Raw genomic sequence first — 15,635 nt, forward strand, 5'->3', positions numbered from 1 at the left:
AAAAATACAGGTGAAATAGTTGAAATTGATGGATTAAGTATAGAAGAAAAACCAGAAGATTTTAAGGTGGAGGTGGAATAAATGGCTGTTACTTTTAAGGATTACAATTTTGAAGTAGTTACTGAAAAATTAAAGTGTGGAAAATATAGAGATACAGTTGAAAAGATAATTATAAAAAATAATTCAGATATAAAGTATTCCAAAGATTTTATAGAAGGTTTCTTTTTATTTCTATATCCAGGAGCTGTCAACAAATATCTTAAGTTCAGGCAATGGTCTCAGCCTTATTATGAAGTGGAAAAAAAGAATGATAGAACGTTTGAATTTATTTTAACTAAGCCTTATCTAGGCTAATTAAGGGAGAGAGATAAATGGATAATGAAAATATGATGATGAGTTTAATAGAAAATGTAGAGGTTAATGAAATAGTGGGAACCTTAAATAAAATTACACAAGTTCAAGCGGCTGTACAGAAAGAATTAAAGCAAGGACATGACTATGATACTATTCCAGGTACTTCAAAGCCAACATTGCTTAAACCCGGTGCAGAAAAGCTTTTAATGATGTTTGGACTTACTAGTGAATATGAAATTATAGAGCGTATTGAGGACTATGAGAAAGGTATATTTGCTTACACAATGAAATGTATCCTTTCTAAAGGTAATTACAAGATAACTGAAGGTGTAGGTAGTTGTAATTCTAAAGAAAATAAATACAGATGGAGATGGGTCAAAGAGGATGATTTGCCTACAGGAATAGACAAGAGTAGTTTAAAGCAAAGGTCAAATAGATGGGGAAAAGTCGAGTATCAAATAGAAAATGATGAAATATATTCACAAGCTAATACGATCTTAAAAATGGCTAAAAAACGAGCTCAAATAGATGCTACATTAACAGTTGCAAGTTTGTCAGAATTATTTACTCAGGATATTGAAGATATGAGACAGTTTATACAGCAAGAAGAGGTTTCTAATTTAACAGAGGTAGAAGCTGAAAATGTAAAATTAACATTTGGTAAATATAAAGGAAAAACCTTGAAAGAAGTACATGAGATTCAACCAGATTACCTTGATTGGTTAGCAAGTAATGCAAAGGAAGAGGTAATGAAGAAAGCAGCAAACATGGTTTTAAATAGCAGCAAAAACAATAAGGAAAGCAACAATAAGCAGGATGAAAAAGTAGAAGGATTTGATGAAGTAGTTGAGAATGAATTACTATTTTAGGCTAGGAGCTTTGGCTCCTGGTTTTGAATAAGCAGGTGATTAGAGATGGATAAAGGGTGGATAAAACTTCATAGGCAGCTAATGGATAAGGCAATATGGCAAAGCTCAACCCCACAGCAAAAAGTGATTTTAATAACGTTGTTAACTATGGCTAATCACAAAGAAAAGGAGTGGGAATGGAAAGGGAAAAAATATGTTGCTAAGCCAGGTCAATTTGTTACAAGCTTACAATCTATAGTAGATAAATCTGGAAAAGGAATAACAATACAAAACGTTAGAACAGCATTAAATAAGTTTGAAAAATATGAATTTCTAACAAGTGAATCAACAAAGACAGGAAGGCTTATAACTATTATAAATTGGGACTTATATCAAGGTGACAACAAAGAGATTAACAAAGATGATAACAAAGAGTTAACAAAGGACCAACAAAGCACTAACAAAGAGCTAACACCTAACAAGAATGATAAGAATGTAAGAATGAAAGAATATAGTGTATGTATGTACGACGAAAACTTTAAAAATATTATAAGGCTTTTAGAAAAAAATACTGGAGTAATACCTCCAATCTTAATTGATGAAATATATGAATACTCAAATGTATTTAATTTAGATATGTTTAGTGAAGCTACAAAAATTGCAGCTAATAACAAAAAGAGAACAGTTAATTATATATTAGGAATTTTAAGAAACTGGAAGGACAATAACATCTTAACTATAGATGATTTAGAAGCTTTGAGAAAAGAGAAGGAACTTGAAAGGCAAGAGAAAGAAGAAAAACAAAAGAGCCAGAATAAAGTCCAATATCCAAAGGCTAAAAAAACTAGATTTCATAATTTTGACCAAAGGACAGAAAGCTATTCTAATGATGATTTAGAAAAGATTATGGAGAGAAAAAAGCTAGAACATTTGGAAAGGCTGAGGGATCAGAATGCTTTATAGGAGGGTGAAAATATGAAAGTAGGCAGGAAGTATAAAGTAAAGAAAGCTAAATCAAGGAGGGCAGCACCTTTTATTGGTACATGCATAGGTAAAGAAGATAGATATTATATTTTACAGCATAGAGAAGGATTTAAGGAATGTTTTCTAAAATCGGATTTTGTAATAGGTGAATGTATAGCAGAAGAGATATAAAAAAGCCGAGGAACAATCCCCCCGGCTTAGCATATCAACTTAACACCAATTGTCACAGTTACAGAATATTACTACTAGTAGTAAGAAAAAGAATAGTAGTGAATCATCAAAACCTTTACGTTTTCTACAAGCTATATCACCCATAATTACACCTCCTGAATAAGGTATATTTGGTGCCTACTATAGATTATGTTAGATGTCCAAAAAGTGTGTACAGAGGTATAAAGAAAGGGTGAAGGAAAATTGAATATTTCAATAAACAGTATGGAAGATTTATTTCGATATGGACACTTATTGCCTCATATGGTTTTAGTTGATATAGATAAAAGAATAGGAGATTGGCTAGCAAGTGGTGGAAGTATTGAAGATCCTTATATAAAACAACAATTTAGATATGCTGAAAGGTTTATAAAGAAGGTGAAGAAGAATGACTAAAAAAGAAATATTAGCTATAGCTGATGAAGTAGTAGAGATATATTTTAATGAGAATATAAGTGTAGAGGAAGCTATAACAAAAGCAATAGAAGAAAAAGGTGAAGATTATGAGTTTAAGATGGACAGAAGAGCAATATCTTGATTATTTAAATAAGAAAAAGCCTAAAAAGAAAAATAAATATAACAATAAGAAAATAACTATAGACGGAATTACTTTTGATAGCAAAAAAGAAGCTGAATATTACTCTATGTTAAAGATTTTAAAACAAGCAGGAGAGATAAAAGACTTTGGATTACAACCAAGATACGAGTTACAACCTAAATTTTCAAAGAACGGAAAGACATATAGAGCTATTACTTACATAGCAGATTTTGTAATAGTAAACCTAGATGGAACTACAGAAGTTGTAGATGTTAAAGGGGTTGAAACTCAAGTATTTAAGATTAAGAAAAAGATGTTTGAGTATCAATATCCAGATTTAAGTTTAAAAATAGTTAAGTAGGAGGTAGGGGAATGAAAAAATGTAAATGGTGTGGTTCAAAAAATATAGAATATGATGAGTTTATACCAGTCGAAAAGCCTGAGTATACAAGGAAAATATTTATTTGTCATGACTGCGGCTATTATGGTTTTGAGGATTGGGCAATGAGAAAAGAAGATGGAGGGATAAAAAAATGCTAACTATAGAATACTGTGCTAGAGCAATAATAAGACACTTGAATGGAGACTTAAAGCTATCGAAAGAGTACGAGAAAAGAGCTGTAGAAGCTTATCATAGAGAGCAATGTATATGCAGTATAGAAGAGATGATACCAGGAAGTACGAAAGAAAAATTATACAAATTAGTAAATTAGGAGGGGGTAAAATGTCAAGAAAACAACTATTAGAGATGGCAAAACCTATTCTTTTTAATACTGAGATGGTACAAGCAATATTGAAAAATAAGAAGACTGTTACCAGGAGAATTGTAAAATATTATGGCAGAACTCCAACTATGGATGGAAAAGATAAATTTTACAAGATAGATGAAAATCTTAATGGTACAAATCCAAATAGACTATATGCTGGGTTCTATAATGATAATGATGTATTTGAATATAAGGGGGAAACAATGATTGATGCACTGTATTACCCCTTATACTTTAAAGTTGGGGACATTCTCTATGTTAGGGAAACATGGCAAGAAGTATTTGAAACAGAGTATGGCAGAGATAGACCCTTTAATATTCGTGAACTAATAACAAATTTTGATGAGATTGACAAGATAAAGGCAGGTTTAAGCACACAGTGTTCAAGACCAAGTGACCCAGCTAGAGAGAAATATTATGTGTTTAAAGCAAGTGATATACACTATGCAGATTCAGAAGATCGCTTGAGATGGAAACCTTCAATCCATATGCCAAAATCTGCAGTGAGAATTTTTCTAAAAGTAAAAAATGTATATGTAGAAAGGTTACAGGAGATTAGTAACTGGGATATTAAGCAAGAAGGATTACCTTATTCAGAAGAGAAGAAGAAATTTATAGAGCTATGGAACTCTACAATAAAGAAACAAGACTTAAATCAATACGGATGGGAAGCTAATCCTTGGGTATGGGTCATAGAATTTGAAAGAACGGAGGGATAAAAATGGATTGGGATGAAATGTTAAACTTTAATAAAACAGAAAAAGAACAAATGGATGAACATGCAGAAATGCTCTACAGCTTATATTTAAGCTATACAGAAGCGGGATTTACAGAAGAACAATCACTAGAAATTATATTAACAATACTAGAGTCGGTATTACAGGAGGGATAAAATGTTAGGTTTATTACTTATAATCGGAATAACTGCAATACTATTTAACTTTGCATTAGCAATGTTTATTCTAGCAAATGCAGAGGACAAGCAACAGTAATGGGAGGATACAGGATAATGGTACAAGCTTTAATCATAGCGACTATAGTAATAACACTACTAAGGATAAAACAAGAACTAAAAAGGAAATAGGAGGGTGAAAACATGGACAAGAAAGAAATATATATTCAAGCTCTAAGAAATTGGGGATATTTACAAAAGGTAGTGGCAATCGAAGAAATGACAGAACTACAAAAGGAACTATCTAAAAACATGAGAGGAGAAGAAAACGAACTATATATAGCAGAAGAAATAGCAGATGTAGAAATAATGCTAGAGCAGATGAAAATATTGTTTAATATAGATGAAGACGTAGAAGAAATGAAGGAATATAAAATAAAAAGATTAGCGGAAAGACTTGGAGTTTAGGAGGGCAGCTATGGTGAAAGACAGAATAGAAATTAGGTGTGTAAGATGTAATAAACTATTAGGAAAAGTACCAGAAGGGACAATAGCAGAGATAGAAATGAAGTGTACTAAATGTAAGACTATACATACCTATAAAATAAATAATACAGAGGCTCTAGAAGCCCAGGGAAATTAAAATCCTTGGGCTTTTTATTTTTAGGAGGGAATGAATATGAAATTTAATTGTGAGATAGATAATATAAAAACACTTAAAAAAGGTATGAAAATAACATTGGCCATAAATGATAAACAAACTTTGGAGGTTATGAAAAATATATATAATTTCATGGATAAGCCAATAACAGTTGATTTACTTATAGATGAGGAAAAACAAATAGAGAGAATGAAGCAGATTACTCCAGAACAGAGAAAGAAAATATATGGATTACTTAAAGACATAGCTACTTATACAGGAGATAATAAAGAGAATATTAAAGAAGCTACTAAATCAAGTTTTATAAGAGCAACAGAATATGAGGATTTTAGTTTAAGTAACTGTAGCAAGGATCTAGCAGGTGACTATATAGAATTTTTAATTAGATTATGTTTTGAAGCAGGAATACCACTTAAGGAAAATCCAGCCGAGGGACTTGATAATATAGAAAGCTATTTAAGAATATGTTTAGAGCAAAAGAAATGTTGTGTATGCGGCAGAGAGGGAGAAGAGCATCATGTTGACACTATAGGCATGGGGAGAGATAGGACAAAGGTTGATGATAGTGAAAACAGAAAAATGTGCCTATGCAGAGAACACCACACTGAATATCATAAAATAGGGCGTAAAAATTTTGAGAAGAAATATTACGTTTATGGAGTTATCTATAACAATTAGGATAGGAGGAAAGCAGATATGAATATAAAAATAATAGAGAATGCATTAAAGGACTATAAAAGAAAGAAATCAGTTGTAGAGACAACATTAGCCAGGATAGAACAATATAAAGAAGCATTAAGTAATCCAGATTCATTTGAATATGTATTTCTAGGTTCACCAAGGGAACCAGGTATGCCTAGAGGTACAGGGGGAGGAAGAAAATCACCTGTAGAGTTAGCTGTAGAGGATAAAGAGGAAGCTATAGAACTATTAAAACAATGGATAAAAGATGATCATTCTAGAATATATCCATATCAAATAGAACTAGAACAGATAGATGGAGCTTTAAATGCACTAACAATGCAAGAAAGATTTATTATTGAATGTAAATACTTTGAAGGAATGTTTTGGAGAGACATAGAGATTAGTTTTAATGATAGGTTTAGACAACAGAATTATATTACTGTGGAAGGGATTAGAAAGATGAATAGACAAGCCATTAGACTTGTAGCTAGGATATTGGAACCATACTATAATAGGTTTAAAATCAAAAAGTAACAGAAAAGGACCAGTTTTGGACCAGTTTAGGGACAGTTTTTAATTTTTATATGTGATAATATGGTATTGGAAGAAATTTTAGCTACAGGGAGTAAATACAAAATAATAAGGACTAATCAAAAAGGCTATTACTTTCATTAGAATAGACCCCAAAAAGAGCATATCAGCTTTAAAAGCTGATGTGCCCTTTTATTATGCAAAAATGAGGTGAGAAAATGAGGATAGAAAATATTATTAGGGAGACAGATCCTATTACATATAGAAAATTGAAGAAGATAGGTAAGGAGAAAATTAAATTAGGAGATAGACCTGAGAATCTAATGATGCATGATTCATACAGAAGACAAAGAAGAAGAATTAGGCAGGTTAAGTGGGGATAATGGAGAGTGAAGAAGGATTTCCTCCTTTTATGTAGAAATATATCAAGGAAGGGGGAGCTAGATTATGGATAATATAAACGAGATGCTAAGAGAAGCAAATTCCTTAAAAAGCTATGAAGCAAAGAAGTTATTTAATGGATTAACAATAGGGATAATAGCTAATACTAATATCTATGAATTAGGATATTTGAAGGTTAAGGATATTTGCTCTGATAAAAGTTTGAAAAGTTCAAAGATTTTCTATCATAGGGCTATGTATAATTATATTTTTTCATTATTTGAAGAATTCTTAGGAAGTTTTTTACTTGAACAGACTAAAGATAGATTTGAAAACCAAGAAGAATTGAAGAATTATTTGATAAGTAATTTTAGTAAAGATAGATACATAAATTATCAAAATTTAAATAAGGCTAATAAGTATTACAAAAAATTAATAGGACTTGATTTAAAAAAAATCAAAAATTACAATATAATACATTTTTTCATGGAGTTTAGGCATATAAACACACATAATTATGGAAGGTTTGATAAAAGGTTCTTTGAAACAAATAGGATAATAGAATTTCCAAAAGAATTAGAAGGAGGAACATTTTATATCGATTTTGAATTCAATAAACTTGTAATTAAATATATAAAAGAATTTGCTAAGGATATAGACGAAAGAGTCAACAAGAAAAAAGCTATAAATAAAAATTAGTTATATAATTGTAGAGCCAACAAGGCTCTTTTTTCATACATAAAATTAAGGTAGGGGATGACATGGAAACATATTTTAAATTTAAATTAATTATAGAGGTAGTAGGCCTAAGTTTAGGAATTATATTTTTAATAATATTAGGAATTATTAAGATTGTGTCTAAGTTAAAGGAATGATGTAGATGGCTAGAGAATTTGCAAAGAAATTTTATAACTCTAAGGAATGGATCAAGTGTAGAGAAGGATACAAACAATCTAAATATGGTATATGTGAACGTTGTGGTATGCCTGGGGAAGAAGTTCATCATAAAGAACATTTAACACCAGAAAATATTAATGATCCTTACATCACTTTATCCTGGGATAACTTAGAATTGTTATGCCAGAGTTGTCATAGCAAAGAGCATATGAGTAAGTATGATGTAGTAAGAGATGATGTTATGTTTGATGAGAGTGGAGATTTAGTAAGAAGGGAATGAGATGGGAAACTTTGAAAGGTACTTTACTATAATTGATATAAAAGTAAAAGAAGTATACGGAGTAATAGATATAAAATTAATATGTAAGAAACGTAGATTTGTAAATACACAAGTGTTTTATAGATTTGCTAAAAATTTGGCTGAGAAGATGATCGATGATAATAGAGGAGAAGGTAATTATTCCGCTGGATGGGCATCTCCAGATTGTAAGTATGTAGAATTGAATGTGCACTTACCTTTAGTCAATGGACATGAGAGGTTAGAGGGAGCTAAAATATAATAAAAAATTACAAGGATTAGCATATCATAAAAGCTTTGTAACATAGTGATACCAACACTTATAAGCAACGCCTGTGAGCTAGTGAAATACGCACATTCACGTTTGAAAAAAATAAGAATCTAGTAATTGCAATAGGTATAGCCCCCCTATGTAAAAATACAGGGTTCGCTGTGTGAATACCATGTGCCTATATACAGAAAACACGCAGGAGGTTTTCACATAACCCCCACCCCTAAAAATAACTAATAAGGCAGGTGAAAGATATGAGTAAAAAGAAAGAAGTGGACAAAGATACATTAGTTAATAGAGAAATAAATAGACTTACTAAGTTATTCCAAGACATAGACAGAAATAAAAGACTAACTGCTAAAGGATTGATTGAAGAAGCTGCATACATGAGAGTAACATTAGCGGAATTAAAAGAAGAAATAGATAAACATGGACCAATAGATGAAATGCCACAAGGTGATTACTCTATCCTTCGTGAACACCCTGCTTTAAAAGCATACAACACAATGGTGCAAAGATATACAAATATAATAGATAAATTAACTAATCTACACCCTAAAGAAGAAGTGAAAAAAGAAGTAGATGATGGCTTTGAAGACTTCGTGATGATGAAATGAGTGCAGTAAGAAAGATACAATATCCAGAAGACTACAATCCAATCCTGGAATATTGGAATTGGATAAACCTTAATAGAAAAAATAGAAGAAGAACTCCTAAGAAGGTTCATAAAGTCTACAATGAACTAGTTAGGATTATAAATGATCCTAAAAGTGAGTGGGAGTATGATCCAGTTAAAGGTAATCATGCAATAGAATTTATAGAGAACTACACAAGACATTCTAAAGGTAAAATGGGTGGAAAGCCATTCATGCTAGAATTATGGCAAAAGGCCCTTGTAGCTGCAACTTTTGGAATGGTTCATAAAATAGATGGCACTAGAAAGTACCAAGAAGTAATGTTAGTGGTGGGTAGAAAAAACGGTAAATCTACTTTAGCAGCTGCTATTGGTCTATATATGCAAATGGCAGACGGAGAACCTGGAGCTGAAGTATATGCTTGTGCAACTAAAAAAGACCAGGCAAAAATAATATGGTTAGAAGCCAAAAGAATGGTTAAAAAATCACCTTCACTGCGAAAGAGGATGAAAACTTTAGTAGCTGAAATAAATAGTGATTTTAACGATTCTTTTTTTAAACCTCTAGGCAGGGATTCAGATAGTTTAGATGGTTTAAATGTGCATTGTGCACTACTGGATGAAATACATGCATGGAAAGATGTAAACTTATATGATGTTATAGTTGATGGTACATCTGCAAGAGATGAGCCTTTAATTTTTATCACTACTACAGCTGGTACAGTAAGAGAATCAGTATTTGACATAAAATATGATGAAGCTGAAAGAGTAATAAACGGATATGAAGATCCAGAAGGATATAAGAATGAAAGACTCCTTCCTATTATTTATGAATTAGACAATAGGAAAGACTGGATAGATGAAGAATGTTGGTATCAACCTAATCCAGGACTAGGAACTATTAAAAAAATAGACCAATTAAGGAATAAGGTTAATAAAGCTAAAGCTAATCCCTTGCTAGTAAAAAATCTACTATGCAAGGATTTTAATATTAGAGAAACAACCCATGAGGCATGGTTAACATTTGAACAGTTAAATAATCCAGCTACTTATGATTTAGAAAAACTAAAACCTAGATATGGTATAGGGGGTTCTGATTTATCTTCAACAACGGACCTTACTTGTGGAACTGTTATATTTATGGTACCAGGGGACAATACAATTTATGTTAAACAAATGTATTGGTTACCTGAAGACTTATTAGAAAAAAGAGTGCAAGAAGATAAAATTCCTTATGATAAGTGGAGAGACATGGGGTTATTAAGAACTACTCCAGGCAATAAAATTCATTATAAATATGTTACGCAGTGGTTCTTAGAAATACAAAATGAATACGACATTTACATTCCTTGGCATGGATATGATCATTGGTCTGCTGAATATTATGTAGAGGAAATGAAGTCTTATTTTGGCAAAGATGGAATGGAATCAGTCATACAAGGGAAAAAGACTTTAAGTGGCCCAATGAAATCATTAGGAGCCGATCTAGAAAGTAAAAGGATTAATTACAATAATAATCCTATTTTAAAATGGTGTTTGAGCAATACGTCTGTAGACATAGATAAAAATGATAATATACAGCCTGTAAAAACTAGTAATAGTAGAAGGCGTATAGATGGCTTGGCAAGTTTATTAGATGCCTATGTAGCATTAGAAAGACACTATGAGGATTATATTAATATGATTTAGGAGGGTTAATAAATGATAGTAATAATAGGAGATAGAAAGATAAAAGCTGATGGTGATGTACAAGTAGATTACATGAATGGGAGAACCGGAATCTATAATTCAGAAAAAACAAAACATCTCATTTTAAATCCAGACTTAATAACAGCAGTTGTTATTAATGAGAAAGAAGAGGTAAAAATGATTTAATTTAATTTAATGTTATTGGTTATAAGGGAGGTGATTTATTGGGCTTATTTGATAAGTTTAAGAATGTTGCACAGGTAGCAAGATACAAAATGATAGTAGATAGAGGTAATGGCTTTTATTCTTGGAATGGTAAACTTTATGAAAGTGATATAGTAAGAGCTTGTATAAGACCAAGAGTAAAGGCGATAGGAAAACTAACTCCTAAACATATTAGAAATGATAAAGATGGAATCAAGATTAATCCAGAGCCATATATAAGATTTTTATTAGAGGATCCTAACCCATATATGAGTGGTCAAATGCTCCAGGAGAAAGTAGCAACACAATTAGCGCTTAATAATAATGCTTTTATTTTAATAATCAAAGATAGTAATGGATATCCAATTGAATTATATCCTATTCCTTGCATGACAGTTGAAGCACTATATAATCAAACAGGAGATTTATTTTTAAAATTCTATTTTCAAAATGGCAAAGTAGCAACGTTCCCTTATACAGAAATAATACATCTTAGAGATGATTATAACGATAATGATATATTTGGAGAACCTCCTGGAAAAGCTCTAACTAGTCTTATGAATATAGTTTCTACAACAGATCAAGGGATAATAAAAGCTATAAAAAATAGTAATATTGTTAAATGGTTGCTTAAATATAATCAAACTTTGAGACCTGAGGACATCAAGAAAAATACAGAGGAATTTGTTAACAATTATTTATCTTTGGAAAGTAGTACAGTTGGAGCTGCTGCAACAGACGCTAAAGCAGACGCAATACAAGTTGAGCCTAAGGATTATGTGCCTAATGCTGCACAAACCGATAGGACTACTGATAGAATATATTCATTCTTTAATACAAATAAAAAAATTGTTCAATCAAGCTATGATGAGAATGAATGGATAAGTTATTATGAATCCAGGATTGAACCTGATGCAATGCAAATGAGTAATGAGTACACTAGAAAGCTATTCTCTAGGAGAGAAAGAGGGTTTGGAAATAAAATAATATTTGAAGCTTCAAACCTTCAATATGCTTCTATGAAAACAAAATTAGAACTAGTACAGTTCGTAGATAGAGGAATGATGACACCAAATGAAGTAAGAAAAATCATGAATCTAGCACCAATAGAGGGTGGGGACATAGCAGTGAGAAGACTTGATACAGCTCCAATAAAGGAAGGAGGTGGAAATAGTGACGAAGAAGATTAATGTAAAAGGGGATATTGTTTCAAGTGGTGACAAATGGATATATGATTGGTTAGGGATAGAAGCTACTAGTCCAAAAGACATTAATAGAGCTTTAAGTGAAGCAAAAGGAGAAGATATAGAAGTTGAAATAAACAGTGGTGGTGGAGATATATTTGCTGGATCAGAAATATATACAGCACTTAGGAATTATAAAGGAAATGTGATAATTAATATTGTAGGATTAGCGGCGAGTGCAGCAAGTGTAATATCCATGGCTGGTAAAAGTAGAATTACTCCTACTGGATTGTTTATGATACACAATGTATCTGGTGGAGCTAGAGGTGATTATAATGTTATGGATAAAACATCAGATGTATTAAAAATTGCTAATCAATCCATAGCAAATGCATACAAAGAGAAAACAGGGTTATCAGACAAAGAATTATTATCATTAATGGATCAAGAAACTTGGATGTCAGCAGAAGACGCAGTAAAAAATAAATTTGTAGATGAAGTAATGTTTGATAATCAAAGCCAATCTATAAAAAGTTTTTATAATAATCTTGGTAGTGGCATACCATATAAAACTATTGAGAAAATAAGAAACACGATTAAGAATCCGAACAATGCAAATAGCAATGAGTCGGATTTTTTATTGCAAAAAACTAAGGCGCAATTAGATTTATTAAAATTAAAAGGAGAGATGATTAATGAATAAAAAAGAATATTTAGCTAAAAGACAAGGACTATTAGACGAGGCTCAAAACTTAATTAATGAAAGTAAAATTGAAGAAGCAAATGCAAAAATGAAAGAAGTAGAAAAGCTAGATAATCAATGGGAAGATTTTTCAAAAGCACAGGCAAATTTAAATGCACTAAACACTGACCCTAAACCAGTAAACATTGCCGAACTAGGGGATAATGGAGTTGATGGCACTGTAATAGATTCATTAGAAAAAAATACAATAGCAACTGAAACAGATATATATAACACAATAGAATATAGAAAAGCTTTTATGAACAATGTAGTGAAAGGAACCCCAATTCCTGAAAAATTCCTAAATGCAGACCAAAACACAACTACAAGTGATGTTGGTTCTGTAATTCCTACAACAATATTAGAAAAAATAGTTGAAAAACTTGAAGCAACAGGAATGATTTTACCTTTAGTAACTAGAACATCTTACAAAGGTGGATTAGCAATTCCTACATCAACTGTAAAGCCAGTAGCAACTTGGACAGCAGAAGGTAAAGGTTCAGCCAAACAAAAGAAAACTACAGGTAATGTGGTATTCAATTACTACAAGTTAAGATGTGCGGTATCAGTATCATTTGAAACTAGCATAGTAACACTAGGTGTATTTGAAACAACTATAATAAATAATATTGCTGAAGCTATGACAAAAGCATTAGAACAAGCTATTATATCGGGTACAGGTGAAGGACAACCTACAGGCATATTAACTGAAACTGCTCCAGAAGGACAAAATATAGAGATTGGAGCAAGCGCTGATATTGATTATAAAACTTTAGTTGAAGCAGAAGCAGCTTTACCACTTGCTTATGAATCAGAAGCAGTATGGTGTATGACTAAAAAGACATTTATGAAGTTTATAGGTATGGTAGATAGCAATAAACAACCTATTGCAAGAGTTAATTATGGTATAAATGGTAGACCTGAAAGAACATTGTTAGGTAGAACTGTAGTATTGAATGACTATATGACAAGCCTTGGCTCTACTATCGAATCAGATGCAGTTGTAGCATTTTTATTCAATTTTAAAGATTATGTGCTTAATACAAACTACAATATAACTGTTAAGAAATACGAAGATAATGATACAGATGATCAAGTAACTAAGGCTCTAATGCTTGTAGATGGAAAAGTAGTAGATGAAAATTCATTAGTAACAATCACTAAGAAAGGTGCAACTGTTTAATAAGAGAGGGCTGACCTCTCTTATTTTCTTTGTATAAGGAGGTGTGATAATGGCTAAGAAAAAAGTAACTAAAATCAAAGAAACTGATAAAGCTATAATATTTAAAGCAAATAGGAGACTAACAAAAGAAGAATTTGAATTACTATCTGACCTGGTTAAATCAGAAGAAAAGAAAACAGGACTAGAAATTGTATTAATGCCTTATTCATGTGAAGTTGGTGAAGAATAATGATAGAAGAAGTTAAAAACTCATTAAGAGTTAATGGCAGTGATTTAGATGTAGAGTTACAAGATTTAATTGACGCAGCTAAAGCAGATTTAATCCTTAGTGGAGTTAATAAAGATAAGGTCCTAGATACAGATCCTTTAATTAAAAGGGCTATAATTTTATATTGTAAAGCTAATTTTGGATATGATGATATAAATATGGCAGAAAGATTTCAACAATCCTACACAAGTCTTAAAACTCATTTGACATTATCAGCCGAGTATACAGTAGGTGATTCAATATGAGAGATTATCGACATAAAATAGACTTTCTACAAAGAGTAAAAGGCAGAGATGAATATGGAGATCCTATTGATACATGGGAAGTGTTTAAGGCAGGTATATGGGCCAGTAAAGATCCACTACTTGGCAATGAATTTTTCACAGCTTTAACTACTGATAGTAAAGTAGAAGTTAAATTTAATATGAGATATGTCCCTGGAATAACCTCTGAAATGAGAATTAAACATGGCAATGAAATATATGAGATTATAGGTCCACCTGTAAATGTAAAAGGCTTAAATAGAGAATTATTGTGTTATTGTAGGTTGGTGAAATAAAATGAAAATAGAAAAGAAATGTATAAAATGTGGAGCAAAACAAGAAAAAGACAAGAAGAAAAGTAATGAAAATTGGGAAGTTTATGACAATAAAGCTAAATGTAAATGCGGTGGAGAATATGGACTATATGTTGATGGTAGATTAATTGGTGGGTAAAAGATTGAATAAGAAAGTAAAAGCTAAACTATTTTTATTTTTTGCAACATTAGGAGTCTATGCTTTATTCATTGCTATATGGCAAGGTTTAGAATTATATTACTATGGAGAAGTTCAACCAAGTATTGTAGATTCAATAATAGGAGTGTTTATATTTTACTCATTTTATTTGAATGTCAAACATTGGTTAATAAGGTTGTGGACTAATGACTAACTTTAACTTTAAAGTGGAAGGTATGGACAAACTCATAAATGATTTAGAAAAACTAGGGAAAGTACCACAAAAACATGTAACATCTAGTTCAAGAAAAGCTATGAATACAGTTTTAAAAGAATCCAGAGCAACTGCACCTTATGATACTGGAGCCTTGTCCAAGGGAATGAAACTAAAAGGTGAACGTGCTAGAGTAAAGGGTAAAAAAGTATATCAAGTAGTATTTGATGAAAAGTATAATTTTATATTTCAAAAACCTAATAAGGATGGGAAAATTACAGGCTACTATCCAGTATCGCAAGAATATGGATTCTTTGCTAAAAATGGCAGATATATTCCTGGATATAGATTCATTCATGACAGCTTAGCAAATAATACTGGCAATGTAGAAAGAACTATAGTATCAGAAATGCAAAAGAAAATAGATGCTGAAATAGCGAAAGCGGGGTTGAAGTAAGATGAAAATCCACAAGGTATTAGTAGAT

Annotated in this window: 31 protein-coding genes; all 31 read left to right on the forward strand. The window is 31.4% G+C overall.

What is annotated here, in order from left to right:
* Positions 1-81 precede the first annotated feature (81 nt).
* The 31 genes from FYJ27_RS01640 to FYJ27_RS01790 all read left to right on the forward strand — a co-directional run bounded on the left by FYJ27_RS01640 (position 82) and on the right by FYJ27_RS01790 (position 15,607).
* Positions 82-354: a hypothetical protein gene (locus FYJ27_RS01640; RefSeq protein WP_154482156.1), complete on the forward strand. Its 273-nt coding sequence runs from the start codon at positions 82-84 to the stop codon at positions 352-354.
* A gap of 17 nt (positions 355-371) precedes the next feature.
* Complete coding sequence (locus FYJ27_RS01645) at positions 372-1,223, forward strand: exodeoxyribonuclease X C-terminal domain-containing protein (protein ID WP_154482159.1); 852 nt, start codon at positions 372-374, stop codon at positions 1,221-1,223.
* A gap of 45 nt (positions 1,224-1,268) precedes the next feature.
* On the forward strand, positions 1,269-2,165 hold the full coding sequence (locus tag FYJ27_RS01650) for a DnaD domain-containing protein (RefSeq protein ID WP_154482162.1): 897 nt from the start codon (positions 1,269-1,271) through the stop codon (positions 2,163-2,165).
* A gap of 12 nt (positions 2,166-2,177) precedes the next feature.
* Positions 2,178-2,357, forward strand: a complete 180-nt coding sequence (locus FYJ27_RS01655) for a hypothetical protein (RefSeq protein ID WP_154482165.1) — start codon at positions 2,178-2,180, stop codon at positions 2,355-2,357.
* A gap of 243 nt (positions 2,358-2,600) precedes the next feature.
* The gene (locus FYJ27_RS01660) at positions 2,601-2,792 is read left to right on the forward strand and encodes a DUF6877 family protein (protein ID WP_154482168.1); all 192 of its coding nucleotides are present in this window, start codon (positions 2,601-2,603) and stop codon (positions 2,790-2,792) included.
* The gene (locus FYJ27_RS01665; protein ID WP_154482171.1) at positions 2,785-2,934 is read left to right on the forward strand and encodes a hypothetical protein; all 150 of its coding nucleotides are present in this window, start codon (positions 2,785-2,787) and stop codon (positions 2,932-2,934) included. The genes FYJ27_RS01660 and FYJ27_RS01665 overlap by 8 nt, the downstream gene beginning before the upstream one ends.
* A complete protein-coding gene (locus FYJ27_RS01670; protein WP_154482174.1) occupies positions 2,900-3,295 on the forward strand; it encodes a DUF1064 domain-containing protein in 396 nt (131 codons plus the stop codon). Before FYJ27_RS01665 ends, FYJ27_RS01670 begins: the two co-directional genes overlap by 35 nt.
* A gap of 11 nt (positions 3,296-3,306) precedes the next feature.
* On the forward strand, positions 3,307-3,474 hold the full coding sequence (locus FYJ27_RS01675) for a hypothetical protein (RefSeq protein WP_154482177.1): 168 nt from the start codon (positions 3,307-3,309) through the stop codon (positions 3,472-3,474).
* Positions 3,468-3,647 carry a hypothetical protein gene (locus FYJ27_RS01680; RefSeq protein WP_154482180.1) on the forward strand — a complete coding sequence of 60 codons (180 nt, stop codon included), beginning with the start codon at positions 3,468-3,470 and terminating at the stop codon, positions 3,645-3,647. Before FYJ27_RS01675 ends, FYJ27_RS01680 begins: the two co-directional genes overlap by 7 nt.
* 11 nt (positions 3,648-3,658) lie before the next feature.
* A complete protein-coding gene (locus FYJ27_RS01685; protein WP_154482183.1) occupies positions 3,659-4,420 on the forward strand; it encodes a hypothetical protein in 762 nt (253 codons plus the stop codon).
* Positions 4,421-4,422: 2 nt separating this feature from the next.
* Positions 4,423-4,593, forward strand: a complete 171-nt coding sequence (locus tag FYJ27_RS01690; RefSeq protein ID WP_154482186.1) for a hypothetical protein — start codon at positions 4,423-4,425, stop codon at positions 4,591-4,593.
* 204 nt (positions 4,594-4,797) lie between these two features.
* Entirely contained in the window at positions 4,798-5,061 is a 264-nt protein-coding gene (locus FYJ27_RS01695) for a nucleoside triphosphate pyrophosphohydrolase family protein (protein ID WP_154482189.1), read from the forward strand.
* Between the two features lie 10 nt (positions 5,062-5,071).
* Positions 5,072-5,236: a Com family DNA-binding transcriptional regulator gene (locus tag FYJ27_RS01700; protein ID WP_154482192.1), complete on the forward strand. Its 165-nt coding sequence runs from the start codon at positions 5,072-5,074 to the stop codon at positions 5,234-5,236.
* Between the two features lie 36 nt (positions 5,237-5,272).
* Positions 5,273-5,932: a putative HNHc nuclease gene (locus FYJ27_RS01705; RefSeq protein WP_195839056.1), complete on the forward strand. Its 660-nt coding sequence runs from the start codon at positions 5,273-5,275 to the stop codon at positions 5,930-5,932.
* A gap of 18 nt (positions 5,933-5,950) precedes the next feature.
* Complete coding sequence (locus tag FYJ27_RS01710) at positions 5,951-6,472, forward strand: hypothetical protein (RefSeq protein WP_154482198.1); 522 nt, start codon at positions 5,951-5,953, stop codon at positions 6,470-6,472.
* A 215-nt stretch (positions 6,473-6,687) separates the two neighbouring features.
* Positions 6,688-6,852, forward strand: a complete 165-nt coding sequence (locus FYJ27_RS01715; protein ID WP_154482201.1) for a hypothetical protein — start codon at positions 6,688-6,690, stop codon at positions 6,850-6,852.
* Positions 6,853-6,916: 64 nt separating this feature from the next.
* Positions 6,917-7,549 (forward strand): hypothetical protein, encoded by a 633-nt coding sequence (locus FYJ27_RS01720; protein ID WP_154482204.1) that lies wholly within the window; start codon positions 6,917-6,919, stop codon positions 7,547-7,549.
* A gap of 181 nt (positions 7,550-7,730) precedes the next feature.
* Positions 7,731-8,027 carry an HNH endonuclease signature motif containing protein gene (locus FYJ27_RS01725; protein ID WP_154482207.1) on the forward strand — a complete coding sequence of 99 codons (297 nt, stop codon included), beginning with the start codon at positions 7,731-7,733 and terminating at the stop codon, positions 8,025-8,027.
* A 1-nt stretch (position 8,028) separates the two neighbouring features.
* Entirely contained in the window at positions 8,029-8,307 is a 279-nt protein-coding gene (locus FYJ27_RS01730; RefSeq protein WP_154482210.1) for a hypothetical protein, read from the forward strand.
* A 263-nt stretch (positions 8,308-8,570) separates the two neighbouring features.
* Positions 8,571-8,933, forward strand: coding sequence for a hypothetical protein (locus FYJ27_RS01735; RefSeq protein ID WP_154482213.1), 363 nt, complete (start codon positions 8,571-8,573; stop codon positions 8,931-8,933).
* Complete coding sequence (locus FYJ27_RS01740) at positions 8,930-10,639, forward strand: terminase large subunit (protein ID WP_154482216.1); 1,710 nt, start codon at positions 8,930-8,932, stop codon at positions 10,637-10,639. The genes FYJ27_RS01735 and FYJ27_RS01740 overlap by 4 nt, the downstream gene beginning before the upstream one ends.
* Before the next feature lie 12 nt (positions 10,640-10,651).
* Positions 10,652-10,825, forward strand: a complete 174-nt coding sequence (locus FYJ27_RS01745) for a hypothetical protein (RefSeq protein WP_154482219.1) — start codon at positions 10,652-10,654, stop codon at positions 10,823-10,825.
* 38 nt (positions 10,826-10,863) lie between these two features.
* On the forward strand, positions 10,864-12,033 hold the full coding sequence (locus FYJ27_RS01750; protein ID WP_229775437.1) for a phage portal protein: 1,170 nt from the start codon (positions 10,864-10,866) through the stop codon (positions 12,031-12,033).
* The gene (locus FYJ27_RS01755) at positions 12,017-12,730 is read left to right on the forward strand and encodes a head maturation protease, ClpP-related (protein WP_326831020.1); all 714 of its coding nucleotides are present in this window, start codon (positions 12,017-12,019) and stop codon (positions 12,728-12,730) included. The genes FYJ27_RS01750 and FYJ27_RS01755 overlap by 17 nt, the downstream gene beginning before the upstream one ends.
* Positions 12,723-13,952, forward strand: a complete 1,230-nt coding sequence (locus FYJ27_RS01760; RefSeq protein ID WP_154482222.1) for a phage major capsid protein — start codon at positions 12,723-12,725, stop codon at positions 13,950-13,952. Before FYJ27_RS01755 ends, FYJ27_RS01760 begins: the two co-directional genes overlap by 8 nt.
* Positions 13,953-14,001: 49 nt before the next feature.
* On the forward strand, positions 14,002-14,181 hold the full coding sequence (locus tag FYJ27_RS01765) for a hypothetical protein (RefSeq protein WP_154482225.1): 180 nt from the start codon (positions 14,002-14,004) through the stop codon (positions 14,179-14,181).
* Positions 14,181-14,465 (forward strand): head-tail connector protein, encoded by a 285-nt coding sequence (locus FYJ27_RS01770; protein ID WP_154482228.1) that lies wholly within the window; start codon positions 14,181-14,183, stop codon positions 14,463-14,465. The genes FYJ27_RS01765 and FYJ27_RS01770 overlap by 1 nt, the downstream gene beginning before the upstream one ends.
* Positions 14,462-14,779, forward strand: a complete 318-nt coding sequence (locus tag FYJ27_RS01775; RefSeq protein ID WP_154482231.1) for a phage head closure protein — start codon at positions 14,462-14,464, stop codon at positions 14,777-14,779. Before FYJ27_RS01770 ends, FYJ27_RS01775 begins: the two co-directional genes overlap by 4 nt.
* 1 nt (position 14,780) lies before the next feature.
* Positions 14,781-14,936: a hypothetical protein gene (locus tag FYJ27_RS01780; protein WP_154482234.1), complete on the forward strand. Its 156-nt coding sequence runs from the start codon at positions 14,781-14,783 to the stop codon at positions 14,934-14,936.
* 4 nt (positions 14,937-14,940) lie between these two features.
* Positions 14,941-15,150, forward strand: a complete 210-nt coding sequence (locus FYJ27_RS01785; RefSeq protein ID WP_154482237.1) for a hypothetical protein — start codon at positions 14,941-14,943, stop codon at positions 15,148-15,150.
* Positions 15,143-15,607: an HK97 gp10 family phage protein gene (locus tag FYJ27_RS01790; RefSeq protein ID WP_154482240.1), complete on the forward strand. Its 465-nt coding sequence runs from the start codon at positions 15,143-15,145 to the stop codon at positions 15,605-15,607. Before FYJ27_RS01785 ends, FYJ27_RS01790 begins: the two co-directional genes overlap by 8 nt.
* The last annotated feature ends 28 nt before the right edge of the window (positions 15,608-15,635 follow it).

Source organism: Anaerosalibacter bizertensis, assembly GCF_009696605.1.
GTDB lineage: Bacteria > Bacillota > Clostridia > Tissierellales > Sporanaerobacteraceae > Anaerosalibacter > Anaerosalibacter bizertensis.

Coding starts and splice junctions, on each gene's coding strand:
- FYJ27_RS01675 (WP_154482177.1), top strand. CDS start 3,307: ATGAAAAAATGTAAATGGTGTGGTTCAAAAAATATAGAATATGATGAG.
- FYJ27_RS01745 (WP_154482219.1), top strand. CDS start 10,652: ATGATAGTAATAATAGGAGATAGAAAGATAAAAGCTGATGGTGATGTA.
- FYJ27_RS01710 (WP_154482198.1), top strand. CDS start 5,951: ATGAATATAAAAATAATAGAGAATGCATTAAAGGACTATAAAAGAAAG.
- FYJ27_RS01705 (WP_195839056.1), top strand. CDS start 5,273: ATGAAATTTAATTGTGAGATAGATAATATAAAAACACTTAAAAAAGGT.
- FYJ27_RS01790 (WP_154482240.1), top strand. CDS start 15,143: ATGACTAACTTTAACTTTAAAGTGGAAGGTATGGACAAACTCATAAAT.
- FYJ27_RS01730 (WP_154482210.1), top strand. CDS start 8,029: ATGGGAAACTTTGAAAGGTACTTTACTATAATTGATATAAAAGTAAAA.
- FYJ27_RS01690 (WP_154482186.1), top strand. CDS start 4,423: ATGGATTGGGATGAAATGTTAAACTTTAATAAAACAGAAAAAGAACAA.
- FYJ27_RS01695 (WP_154482189.1), top strand. CDS start 4,798: ATGGACAAGAAAGAAATATATATTCAAGCTCTAAGAAATTGGGGATAT.
- FYJ27_RS01700 (WP_154482192.1), top strand. CDS start 5,072: ATGGTGAAAGACAGAATAGAAATTAGGTGTGTAAGATGTAATAAACTA.
- FYJ27_RS01640 (WP_154482156.1), top strand. CDS start 82: ATGGCTGTTACTTTTAAGGATTACAATTTTGAAGTAGTTACTGAAAAA.
- FYJ27_RS01740 (WP_154482216.1), top strand. CDS start 8,930: ATGAGTGCAGTAAGAAAGATACAATATCCAGAAGACTACAATCCAATC.
- FYJ27_RS01770 (WP_154482228.1), top strand. CDS start 14,181: ATGATAGAAGAAGTTAAAAACTCATTAAGAGTTAATGGCAGTGATTTA.
- FYJ27_RS01685 (WP_154482183.1), top strand. CDS start 3,659: ATGTCAAGAAAACAACTATTAGAGATGGCAAAACCTATTCTTTTTAAT.
- FYJ27_RS01680 (WP_154482180.1), top strand. CDS start 3,468: ATGCTAACTATAGAATACTGTGCTAGAGCAATAATAAGACACTTGAAT.
- FYJ27_RS01655 (WP_154482165.1), top strand. CDS start 2,178: ATGAAAGTAGGCAGGAAGTATAAAGTAAAGAAAGCTAAATCAAGGAGG.
- FYJ27_RS01735 (WP_154482213.1), top strand. CDS start 8,571: ATGAGTAAAAAGAAAGAAGTGGACAAAGATACATTAGTTAATAGAGAA.
- FYJ27_RS01725 (WP_154482207.1), top strand. CDS start 7,731: ATGGCTAGAGAATTTGCAAAGAAATTTTATAACTCTAAGGAATGGATC.
- FYJ27_RS01650 (WP_154482162.1), top strand. CDS start 1,269: ATGGATAAAGGGTGGATAAAACTTCATAGGCAGCTAATGGATAAGGCA.
- FYJ27_RS01645 (WP_154482159.1), top strand. CDS start 372: ATGGATAATGAAAATATGATGATGAGTTTAATAGAAAATGTAGAGGTT.
- FYJ27_RS01780 (WP_154482234.1), top strand. CDS start 14,781: ATGAAAATAGAAAAGAAATGTATAAAATGTGGAGCAAAACAAGAAAAA.
- FYJ27_RS01665 (WP_154482171.1), top strand. CDS start 2,785: ATGACTAAAAAAGAAATATTAGCTATAGCTGATGAAGTAGTAGAGATA.
- FYJ27_RS01775 (WP_154482231.1), top strand. CDS start 14,462: ATGAGAGATTATCGACATAAAATAGACTTTCTACAAAGAGTAAAAGGC.
- FYJ27_RS01715 (WP_154482201.1), top strand. CDS start 6,688: ATGAGGATAGAAAATATTATTAGGGAGACAGATCCTATTACATATAGA.
- FYJ27_RS01670 (WP_154482174.1), top strand. CDS start 2,900: ATGAGTTTAAGATGGACAGAAGAGCAATATCTTGATTATTTAAATAAG.
- FYJ27_RS01765 (WP_154482225.1), top strand. CDS start 14,002: ATGGCTAAGAAAAAAGTAACTAAAATCAAAGAAACTGATAAAGCTATA.
- FYJ27_RS01760 (WP_154482222.1), top strand. CDS start 12,723: ATGAATAAAAAAGAATATTTAGCTAAAAGACAAGGACTATTAGACGAG.
- FYJ27_RS01720 (WP_154482204.1), top strand. CDS start 6,917: ATGGATAATATAAACGAGATGCTAAGAGAAGCAAATTCCTTAAAAAGC.